This window comes from uncultured Limnohabitans sp., assembly GCF_937889215.1.
GTDB lineage: Bacteria > Pseudomonadota > Gammaproteobacteria > Burkholderiales > Burkholderiaceae_C > Limnohabitans_A.
Genome location: NZ_CALBEX010000441.1, coordinates 1 through 9,968, shown reverse-complemented (window position 1 = coordinate 9,968; position 9,968 = coordinate 1). Strand labels below are relative to the sequence as shown.

Genomic DNA, 9,968 nt, shown 5'->3' with positions numbered 1-9,968 from the left:
TCACCGCGAGTTTGGTTGACCGCAGTTTGGCGTCCGATGCCGACTTGACCCAAGTCGGCACCAAGCCAAATTGACCTTGGGCCAGTTCCATCACCCATTGGCTGGCAGGTGCTGGCGTGGAGGTGGCTTCTGTTTCAGGAGTGGTTACAGGAGCGCACGCCAAGGCTTGCTCAGACGCCGCAAGCGCCTTGCGGATAAAAAAACCCGGCTGACGCGGCCAGACTTCTTTGCCCAGCAGGGCTTCGGGCGTGGCGATGCCAAAGGCCTCGGCGTACAAGTCTGGGCTTTTCAGGCATTCGTATTGGGTGCTCATGCGGTTGATGCTAACCGACAGCTGTGGGGCGACCAACACTTGTCGGGTCTGAAGGCACCGACCTGCAGAAACTGAGCGCACGACCTGATACGCTCAGCCTTCAATGACAAGACTTGCTGGCCCATGCTGATCCGCTTCAACAAACCCTATGGCGTGCTCAGCCAGTTCACCCCCGAAGGGCGCTGGCGTGGGCTGCGGGAGCACATTGACCTGCCAGATGTGTATGTGGCGGGTAGGCTAGATGCCGACAGCGAAGGTTTGCTGCTGCTCACTGACGATGGACAGCTTCAGGCCCGCATTGCCGACCCGCGCTTCAAGATGGAAAAGACCTATCTGGCGCAGGTCGAGGGTTTGGTGGACGACAAAGCACTGGCTGCCTTGGCAAGGGGCGTGACGCTGAACGACGGCCCCACCCTGCCCGCACGCGCCCGCGCGGTGCAGCCGCCCGCTGACCTGTGGCCACGCGACCCGCCGATTCGCGCGCGGCAAAACATTCCCACATCGTGGCTGGAGTTGGTGATCCGCGAGGGCCGAAACCGCCAAGTCAGGCGCATGACCGCGGCCGTGGGTTTGCCCACGCTGCGCCTGATTCGAACGGCCGTGGGACCTTACAACTTGGATGGTCTGCCCTCCGGTTCATGGCAAGAAGCCACGGTCTGAGCGGGCCCAATGAGGCGATCCGAACGATCGGCCACAATCGAGCCTCTTCAACCCCTTCAACGGAAAAAAATGTCTGATTTGCTGAACAAACTCGAGTGGCGCTACGCCTGCAAAAAGATGGACCCGACCAAGTCCGTCCCCCAAGACAAAGTGGACCGCATCATCGAAGCCGCCCGCTTGGCACCGACCTCCAGCGGCTTGCAGCCCTTCGAAATCATCTCTGTCACCAATGCTGCGGTTCGTGAACAGATCAAGCCCAAAGCCTGGGGTCAAGCCCAAATCACCGACGGCTCGCACCTGCTCGTGTTTGCCGCCTGGGACAACTACACTGCCGAGCGCATCAACATGATGTTTGACATGACCAACGCGCAGCGCGGCGGCACCAACGAAGGCTGGGAAAACTACCGCCAAATGTTGCTCAAAAACTACCCGGCCCGCACGCCCGAGGTGAACTTCGAGCACGCGGCCCGTCAGGCCTACATCGGTCTGGGTGCTGCATTGATCGCGGCTGCCTTCGAAGAGGTGGACGCCACGCCCATGGAAGGCTTTGACCCCAAAGCTGTTGACGAAATTTTAGGCCTGAGCGCCCGAGGCTTACGCAGCGTGGTGATCGTGCCCTTGGGTTACCGCGCCAGCGAAGGCGATTGGCTGGCCACCCTCAAAAAGGTGCGCCGCCCGACCGCTCAGTTTGTGACCGAAGTCAAGTAAGCCTGCCACTGATTTCGCGGCCCAATCTGACACACAGTTCGCCACTTGGGCGGGCACAAATCAGCCAACAAAGCCGCAGACTCTGCGGCTTTGTGCATTAACATCAAGCCACTCCCAATCCGGGATGACGCCCTCAAGGAAACACCATGGCCAAAGGCGAACAACGCAGCAACAAAATGGCCAAAAAGCCAAAGAAAGACACGTCTCCCCCCAAAACGTTCACCTCGGACCGCCCCATGGCGCCGTCAACTTTTGTGGCCCCACGCGGCAAAGTCAAGCCCTCTTGAGGCTTGCCACCTGCAAGCCGCACCCCAGCGCGCAGGCGATTTGAAGTGCCGGCATGACCCCACTCCACGAAGACGAACACCTGCTGGTGCTTGAAAAACCCAGCGGCCTGCTGTCTGTGCCCGGTCGTGGCCCAGACAAGCAAGACTGCTTGGCGAAACGTGTACAAGACCGCTACCCCGAGGCCTTGGTGGTGCACCGCCTGGACCAAGACACCTCAGGCCTGCTGATCATGGCGCGAGGCATCGAAGCCCAACGGCGACTGAACAAGCTGTTTGAAACCCGCCAAGTAAAAAAACGTTATGTAGCCGTGGTGGCAGGACAACCCGTGCAAACCCAATCGGCCATGCTGGCCGACGAGGCCGGCTGGCGAACCATTGAGGGGCCCATTTTGCTGGATTGGGAACGCCGCCCAATCCACATCATCCACCCCGACGGCAAGGCCAGCCAAAGCCGCTGGCGCGTGCTGCAAACGGGTGATAACGCCAGCTTGATCGAACTCGAACCCGTCACCGGCCGCACCCATCAACTGCGGGTGCATCTGCAAAGCATTGGCCACCCCATGTTGGGCGATTCACTGTATGCCACGCCCGACATCCAGGCCATGAGCCCACGTCTGCTGCTGCACGCGCAAGAGCTGGCGTTCGTTCACCCCTTCACCGACCAAGCGCTGGCCTTCACCGCCCCTGTGCAATGGTCTGCATCTGCACCCCACATTGCGTGAGCCAATGACAGGCATCGGCTGAGCATCCACAGCGCATGACCGGACTTGGTGACCAAGCCCCAAGGAACTGCGCACTGCCGCAAGTTGTATTTTTGAACTCACCGGCACGGCCTCCGACGGCCAAAACCCCTGCCAAACCGGTTGGCACACTGGCATAAGAATCGTTTCTGGTGATTCCTTCGATAGAATATGCAGTTTTGCATTTGGTACAACAGCCCATGCTGCTTTCAACTTCTGTTCAATGGCGAAGTACCCTCCCAACGATCCGTTGGCTCGCCATTTTGAACTTGGTCTTCGGGCTCGCGGGCTTGGGGTCATCGGTCTGGGCTCAATCGCCTCAAGAGGCAGAAGACGCCGTCAAAACAGCCATCCAAGAAGGGCAGCTCGATCGAGCCATGAAACTCGTTCGTCAAGAGCGGAAAAACGCACCCAATGATGTGCAGTGGTATTTCCTAGAAGGCGTGGTTCAAGCCCAAATGGGTCAGCGGGACAAAGCCATTGACACCTTCACCAAAATCACCGAGTTGTTGGGGTCATCGGTCTGGGCTCAATCGCCTCAAGAGGCAGAAGACGCCGTCAAAACAGCCATCCAAGAAGGGCAGCTCGATCGAGCCATGAAACTCGTTCGTCAAGAGCGGAAAAACGCACCCAATGATGTGCAGTGGTATTTCCTAGAAGGCGTGGTTCAAGCCCAAATGGGTCAGCGGGACAAAGCCATTGACACCTTCACCAAAATCACCGAGTTGCATCCTGAGCAATCTGAAGCCTACAACAACCTAGGGGTGCTTTATGCCTCCAAAGGTCAGCTTGAAAAGTCCAAATCTTTCTTAGAAAAAGCCCTTCAAACGCATCCCAGCTATGCCGCAGCGCACCGCAATTTGTCGGACATTCATAGCCGATTGGCCCAACAAAACTACGCCAAAGCGCTGCCAATCGGCCCCACAGCCAAAGCCAGTCCGCCGCAATTGACGCTGCTCGGTCGCATTGGCAAAGAACGTGAAGCCAAAGCCATGGACACCCAACAGGCTTCGTCTGGCAAAACGCCGCCCACAGAAGTCAAGGCACAGGTTGCTGCACCAACCAAATCAGAGCGCACACCCACCGACCGCGCTTTGGCTGCAGCGAGTCCCCCATTACCCAAAGCTTCCGCCTCCACCCAAAACGGCACGGCCGCATCTGACAAAGCGACCGCTGAACCGGTCAAACCGGACACGAGCGGTGTGGAGCGCGCGGTCATGGCGTGGGCGCAAGCCTGGAGTGACAAAGACATGAACCGCTATTACGCGGCCTATGCCAATGATTTTGTCCCAACGGGGCGGCTGAACCGAACCCAATGGGAAGCTGACCGCCGCCTCAAGATCGTTTCTAAAAAATCCATTTCAGTCGGCATCAAGCAGTTGAAAATAGCATTCAACGGCGACACGGCCTCGGCTAAATTTCAGCAAATTTATGCCTCAGACAATTTCAAAGGCAACATCCGTAAGACGCTGGACATGGTTCGGCAAGGCAACACTTGGCTGATCGTGCGCGAGTCTGTGAATTGAAAACACGACACGATCCGCCGAACGCCGACATCCAAAGCACACCGCAGCGCCTGGATGCAGGAAAAATTCGTAGGCCTCTGCACTGGCTGTGGGTCGGTCTGGCTTGGTTGGTTCTGGCTTCGGGTGCCTGGTGGTTAAGCGGTAACCCGGCGCAGGCGCTGGCCAAAGTCATGGATGAAGCCCCTGCATTCCCTTGGGAATCCTCCAACACCGGGTTTTGGCGCGTGGAATTTGAGCCACGCAACCAGGCTCTCGTGCCCGACACCCAAGACCCTGAACAACTGATCCGAGAAATTCTCGGTGCGCTCAAAGAAGGGCAACAGGGCCAAGCGCTTTCGATCGCCGAACAGCTGAACGCTCGATTTCCAAACTTTCAACTCGGCCAGTTGTTGTATGCCGATCTGCTCAACGTCACCTCAAGCGCTCCAATGGCTTGGTCTGACAAGGCCGCACAGCACACCCCAGCCACAAAAAAGAGGCTGGATGAGCTGACCCTTGAATTTGAGCGCAGGCTGCGCCGAGAAGACACCCCCCATTTGCAAGGAAAAATTCCCTCGGCTGTTCTTTTCTTGGGTGCGAAACAGCCCCACATCGTGGCCATTGATACCTCAAAATCACGTTTTTACTTGTTTGAAAATCGCCCCACACCCGATGGCATCGCGCGCTTGCACCTGGTCAAAGAGCGCTATGTTTCGGTGGGCATCAACGGGATTGGGAAATACCAAGAAGGGGATGGAAAAACCCCCATCGGCATTTATTTTTTCCTGAAAAATCTGCCAGGCAAAAATTTACCGGACTTGTATGGCGCTGGCGCATTGACGCTGAACTACCCGAACGCCGTGGACGTGATGCGCCAAAAAACCGGCTCTGGCATTTGGCTGCACGGCACCCCAAGCGCCCAGTTCGCCCGCGCACCGGAGTCCACCGATGGCTGCTTGGTGCTTGCCAACCCGGACATGGCCAACTTGCTCCAATTGCCCGACCTGCGCATGACCCCTGTGGTCATCGCAAAGCACCTTGACTGGGTGCCGCAAGACCAGGAAAGCCAGGCATTCGCATCGTTCAAACCGGTATTGGATCTTTGGCTGCAATCGCGCAAAGGACAAGACATCGCGACCTTGAAATCCCTTTACAGCCAGCGCTTTGTGCGCGATGGCAAAAATTTGGACCATTGGTGGCCCCGCCTGACGGGCACGTCGGCCTCCAGCCCAACGCGTCAACCCCTTGAATTGGTCTCGGCTTTGCAATGGCAAGACGAGGCCCAGAACATGGTGGTGACCCTGAAAGATCCTCGCCGCTCCAGCCTCAATGGACTCGGGTATTTGCGCACTTATTGGCAAAAAGAAAACGGCCAGTGGCGTGTCGTGTACGAGGGCCCCACCTGAATGGTTTTTTGGGGCAGTGCCGCCCACGACCTCGGCTGAAAGCCCAAGCACACGGCCCAAGCGGTTTTATTCTTCCACCCTGTTTGAACCTGCAAAACGGATGCCATCAAGCGTCATCCAAGCCCAGCTCCTGAATTTTTCGGGTGATGGTGTTGCGCCCAATCCCCAGCTTCTGAGCGGCTTCAATGCGTCGCCCGCGTGTGTTGGCCAAGGCCGCCTGAATCAGACTGGTTTCAAACCGTCGGGTCAAGGCATCCCACACGTCGGTGCGACCTGCGTCCAGCAAGGCCAAGGCTTCTCTCTCCAGGATCGACTCCCAGCTTGAATGGCTCCCTGTGGGCTGACCCGAATGCGCCAAGGCCTCAAAGCCCCCCCGAACCTCATCTACAGGGCCCACATCGAATGGCCCAGCGGCCAGGTCATCTGCCAACGGGGTGTGCCCGTGCAAAGACGCCGCAGAGGACGCCGCCCCCGAAGACAACGCAGAAAAAGGCGCCGATGCGGATGTCACGCTGGCACGACTGTCCAGCACCTCGGGGGGCAAATCTTTCACCTCAATCACTTGCGCAGGTGCCATCACGGTCAGCCAGTGGCAAATGTTTTCCAGCTGGCGAACATTGCCTGGAAACTGAAAATAGCTCAGACGTTCCAGCGCTGTATCCGCAATGCGTTTGGGCTCAACGCCCAATTGTTGGGCGCTGCGCTGCAAGAAGTAACGCGCCAGCACGGGCACGTCCTCACGCCGTTCGCGCAAAGCGGGCAGGCGCAATCGGATAACGTTCAGACGGTGGTACAAGTCCTCACGAAATACCCCTTCCTTGACGCGCTGCTCTAAGTCTTGGTGCGTGGCAGCGATCACGCGCACATTGGCTTTGACGGCGCTGTGACCGCCCACGCGGTAGAAGTTGCCATCTGACAAAACACGCAACAAACGGGTTTGCAAATCAAAGGGCATGTCGCCAATTTCGTCCAAGAACAGCGTGCCCCCATCGGCTTGCTCAAAGCGGCCTCGGCGTGAAGCTTGGGCACCTGTGAAGGCCCCGCGCTCGTGACCGAAGAGTTCGCTCTCCAGCAGGTCTTTGGGAATGGCCGCGGTGTTGATGGCCACAAAAGGCTGGTTGGCGCGTGGCGAATGCTTGTGCAGTGCGTGCGCCACCAGCTCTTTGCCTGAGCCCGACTCCCCCGTGATGAGCACTGTGACGTGGCTCTGCGCCAAGCGACCGATGCCGCGAAACACATCTTGCATGGCCGGGGCCTGGCCCAGCATTTCGGGCGCATCGGCCATTTTTTCTTCGGCCACATCCTCACGCTGGCTCTCGCCCACGGCGCGTCGGATCAGCTCCACCGCCTTGGGCAGATCAAAGGGTTTGGGCAGGTATTCAAACGCGCCACTTTGGAAAGCCGAGACCGCGCTGTCCAGGTCAGAAAACGCCGTCATGATGATGACGGGCAAACCCGGCATGCGCAGCTTGATGGCCGACAGCAGATCCAGACCCGAACCACCCGGCATTCGAATGTCACTGACCAACACCTGAGGGCCTTCGCTGTCACCCTCAGTTTCCAGGGCCTTCATCACCTCGCGGGGATTGGTGAAGCTGCGCGTCGGCAAGCCTTCTCGCAAGAGTGCTTTTTCCAGCACAAAGCGGATGGATTGGTCATCGTCTACGATCCAGATCGGCTTCATCAAAATGTGCTTTCTGAGGTCAAACTCTTGAACTTCAAGGCAACGGAATCAAGATTTTAAAATCCGTACGACCGGGCTCGCTGTCACACTCGATCATGCCGTGGTGCTGCTGCACAAAGGTTTGCGCCAATGTCAGCCCCAGGCCTGATCCGCCCTCTCGGCCCGAAATCAACGGGAAGAAAATGCGGTCCTTGATCGAGTCTGGTACGCCAGGCCCGTTGTCCATGACATGCAATTCCAATGCCAGGCGATAACGCTGCTTGCCAAACGTGACTTGCCGCAAGATGCGCGTGCGCAGTGTGATCCGGCCATCACCTTGCACAATGCGCTCTTGCAAGGCCTGCGCAGCGTTGTGCGCGATGTTCAGCACCGCCTGAATCAACTGTTCGCGGTCCCCGCGAAACTCGGGAATCGAGATGTCGTAGTCGCGCACCACCTTCAGGCCCCGTGGGAACTCGGCCAAGATCAGGGCCCGCACGCGCTCGCACACCTCGTGGATGTTCACATCACCCACCACATGCGGTCTGCGGTGCGGCGCCAGCAAACGGTCCACCAGCGTTTGCAAGCGGTCGGCCTCTCGAATGATGACTTGGGTGTACTCGGTCAAATCCTTGTCGTTGAGCTCCATCTCCAACAACTGCGCCGAGCCACGAATGCCGCCCAATGGGTTTTTGATCTCGTGCGCCAAATTGCGGATCAGCTCCTTGTTGGCCTGTGCTTGTTCGAGCAGCCGTTCCTCGCGCTCTTGGCGGGTTTGTTGCTCCACGGGAAGCAGCTCCACGATCACCTCATCCGCCACGTCAGAAGGGGCCACGATCACATGCACCGGCAAGGGGTCTTCATGGTGCAGCCGGCGCAACTGGGCCTCGTAACGCAGCGCGGCAAACTCATTGGACTGCGCACCCGCCAGCGCCATGACCAGGGGCTGGGGGTCCAAAAAATAGTCGGGAAAGTAACTGTCGTGCAGGGTTCGACGTGACATGCCCAAGGCATCTTCCAATGCCGCGTTGACAAAGCGGACGCGGCCCTCCCCTTGCATGACGGCCACAGGGGTGGCCAACAGGTCAAACGCCTGAAATCGGTTGGGTTTGTTCATGGGGTGTCGGTGCTGGCCAGCAGCGGGCGGCGAGCCAACTCGCGCTCAAGGCTGTCGATGTCACGCTCGGTACGCGAGATGGCCGCCTTGAGTGCGGCCACGCGGTCCAAGTACTTTTGGTGGTTGCGGGCTTCAGCGGCCCATTTCACAGGTTCGCCTTGGTTGTAGGCTTGCACCAACTCAGTCAGTTGCTGACGCGCCTGGGTCAGCTCTTGGCTCAAAATGGTGCGCGCCTGCACATCACGCGCAGTGGGTGCGGGTGCGTTGGGACTTTCGGACTGCTGATGCGTCTTTGACGGTCTCGCCCCCACGACAGCGGCGGCGGAAGGCTTGGGCACCGAGGGACGGGAGCCAGTGATGACGGTGATGGCAGAAAAGGCCAAACGCTCGCATTGGGTGGGGTCACGGGGCACGTTGGTATACGCTTGGCCACAGCGGTAGACGGTCTCTTGCGTTTGTTTTTGTGCATGCTCTTGCAGGGGTTGTTGCGCTTTCACGGATGTGGGCGCAGCGCTCCACAAAATTGCCAACAAGGCGACCGTGGCGACCGAACTTTGCGCAGCACCGCCCCAGAGCCTCGCACCCCAAGCCGCGTCAGGCCAGGACAAACGTGCCACGGCCCAGGGCCAAGGGCGCACGAAGGTTCCAGGGTGTTTCATGGTCTCGCTCCTGTGCAAGCGGTGCTTGATCACAACCAAAACAACATTGAAGCAGAAAAAAAGGACGGCCTTGGCCGTCCTTTGGGGTCATTGCACCGAGGTGCAGTGGGCCATTGATCGCTTACAGCGAGTAGTACATGTCGTATTCAACAGGAGAGACTTCCACGCGAGCGCGGTTGACTTCTTGCATCTTCAAGTCGATGTAAGCATCGATCCATGAGTCGGTGAACACACCGCCCTTGGTCAAGAAGGCGCGGTCCGCATTGAGTGCGTCCAAAGCTTGGTCCAAGCTGGAGCAAACAGTGGGCACCAACTTGTCTTCTTCTGGTGGCAAATGGTACAGATCTTTGGTCGCAGCTTCGCCGGGGTGGATCTTGTTTTCGATACCGTCCAAGCCCGCCATCAACAAAGCTGCGAAGCCCAGGTAGGGGTTGCACAATGGATCGGGGAAGCGCGCTTCAACACGACGGCCCTTGTCGCTGGCGACGTTGGGGATGCGGATCGACGCCGAGCGGTTCTTGGCCGAGTAAGCCAATTTCACCGGGGCTTCGAAGTGAGGTACCAAACGCTTGTAGCTGTTGGTGCCGGGGTTGGTGATCGCGTTCAGGGCACGTGCATGTTTGATGATGCCGCCGATGTAGAACAACGCGAGTTCAGACAAACCTGCGTAGCCATTGCCTGCGAACAGGTTCTTGCCATCTTTCCAGATCGACTGGTGAACGTGCATACCAGAGCCGTTGTCGCCAGCGTAAGGCTTGGGCATGAAGGTGGCTGTTTTACCGTAAGCGTTGGCCACGTTGTGGATCACGTACTTTTGCAGCAATGTCCAGTCGGCGCGCTCCACCAAGGTCGAGAAGCGGGTACCGATTTCGCACTGACCTGCGCCAGCCACTTCGTGGTGGTGCACTTC

The 9,968-nt window shown here is 58.4% G+C and carries 9 protein-coding genes and 2 pseudogenes; 6 read left to right on the top strand and 5 right to left on the bottom strand.

Annotated elements, in window-relative coordinates; genetic code table 11:
- A pseudogene (locus Q0341_RS11270) lies at window positions 1-313 on the bottom strand (DUF159 family protein); the annotation flags it as partial.
- A gap of 123 nt (window positions 314-436) precedes the next feature.
- Here Q0341_RS11270 and Q0341_RS11265 point away from each other — a divergent pair.
- The 6 genes from Q0341_RS11265 to Q0341_RS11240 all read left to right on the top strand — a co-directional run bounded on the left by Q0341_RS11265 (window position 437) and on the right by Q0341_RS11240 (window position 5,619).
- Entirely contained in the window at window positions 437-973 is a 537-nt protein-coding gene (locus tag Q0341_RS11265; protein ID WP_299513270.1) for a pseudouridine synthase, read from the top strand.
- Between the two features lie 69 nt (window positions 974-1,042).
- Window positions 1,043-1,681 (top strand): nitroreductase family protein, encoded by a 639-nt coding sequence (locus tag Q0341_RS11260; RefSeq protein WP_299513268.1) that lies wholly within the window; start codon window positions 1,043-1,045, stop codon window positions 1,679-1,681.
- Between the two features lie 146 nt (window positions 1,682-1,827).
- Window positions 1,828-1,968 carry a hypothetical protein gene (locus Q0341_RS11255; RefSeq protein ID WP_199222290.1) on the top strand — a complete coding sequence of 47 codons (141 nt, stop codon included), beginning with the start codon at window positions 1,828-1,830 and terminating at the stop codon, window positions 1,966-1,968.
- Window positions 1,969-2,021: 53 nt separating this feature from the next.
- Entirely contained in the window at window positions 2,022-2,690 is a 669-nt protein-coding gene (locus Q0341_RS11250) for an RluA family pseudouridine synthase (RefSeq protein ID WP_299513261.1), read from the top strand.
- A gap of 395 nt (window positions 2,691-3,085) precedes the next feature.
- Entirely contained in the window at window positions 3,086-4,234 is a 1,149-nt protein-coding gene (locus Q0341_RS11245) for a tetratricopeptide repeat protein (protein ID WP_299513259.1), read from the top strand.
- Complete coding sequence (locus tag Q0341_RS11240) at window positions 4,231-5,619, top strand: L,D-transpeptidase family protein (protein WP_299513257.1); 1,389 nt, start codon at window positions 4,231-4,233, stop codon at window positions 5,617-5,619. Before Q0341_RS11245 ends, Q0341_RS11240 begins: the two co-directional genes overlap by 4 nt.
- 106 nt (window positions 5,620-5,725) lie before the next feature.
- Here Q0341_RS11240 and ntrC read toward each other — a convergent pair whose 3' ends face one another.
- The 4 genes and pseudogenes from ntrC to glnA form a co-directional block, all read right to left on the bottom strand.
- A complete protein-coding gene (ntrC, locus tag Q0341_RS11235; protein WP_299513254.1) occupies window positions 5,726-7,303 on the bottom strand; it encodes a nitrogen regulation protein NR(I) in 1,578 nt (525 codons plus the stop codon).
- Window positions 7,304-7,337: 34 nt separating this feature from the next.
- A complete protein-coding gene (gene glnL / locus Q0341_RS11230) occupies window positions 7,338-8,399 on the bottom strand; it encodes a nitrogen regulation protein NR(II) (protein ID WP_299513251.1) in 1,062 nt (353 codons plus the stop codon).
- A complete protein-coding gene (locus Q0341_RS11225; RefSeq protein WP_299513249.1) occupies window positions 8,396-9,058 on the bottom strand; it encodes a hypothetical protein in 663 nt (220 codons plus the stop codon). Before Q0341_RS11225 ends, glnL begins: the two co-directional genes overlap by 4 nt.
- 121 nt (window positions 9,059-9,179) lie before the next feature.
- Window positions 9,180-9,968, bottom strand: a pseudogene (glnA, locus tag Q0341_RS11220) (glutamine synthetase); the annotation flags it as partial.

Bases quoted from the DNA above. Each gene is read 5' to 3' on its own strand.
- Q0341_RS11265 (WP_299513270.1), top strand. From the start codon at position 437: ATGCTGATCCGCTTCAACAAACCCTATGGCGTGCTCAGCCAGTTCACC.
- Q0341_RS11260 (WP_299513268.1), top strand. From the start codon at position 1,043: ATGTCTGATTTGCTGAACAAACTCGAGTGGCGCTACGCCTGCAAAAAG.
- Q0341_RS11255 (WP_199222290.1), top strand. From the start codon at position 1,828: ATGGCCAAAGGCGAACAACGCAGCAACAAAATGGCCAAAAAGCCAAAG.
- Q0341_RS11250 (WP_299513261.1), top strand. From the start codon at position 2,022: ATGACCCCACTCCACGAAGACGAACACCTGCTGGTGCTTGAAAAACCC.
- Q0341_RS11245 (WP_299513259.1), top strand. From the start codon at position 3,086: ATGAAACTCGTTCGTCAAGAGCGGAAAAACGCACCCAATGATGTGCAG.
- ntrC (WP_299513254.1), bottom strand. From the start codon at position 7,303: ATGAAGCCGATCTGGATCGTAGACGATGACCAATCCATCCGCTTTGTG.
- glnL (WP_299513251.1), bottom strand. From the start codon at position 8,399: ATGAACAAACCCAACCGATTTCAGGCGTTTGACCTGTTGGCCACCCCT.
- Q0341_RS11225 (WP_299513249.1), bottom strand. From the start codon at position 9,058: ATGAAACACCCTGGAACCTTCGTGCGCCCTTGGCCCTGGGCCGTGGCA.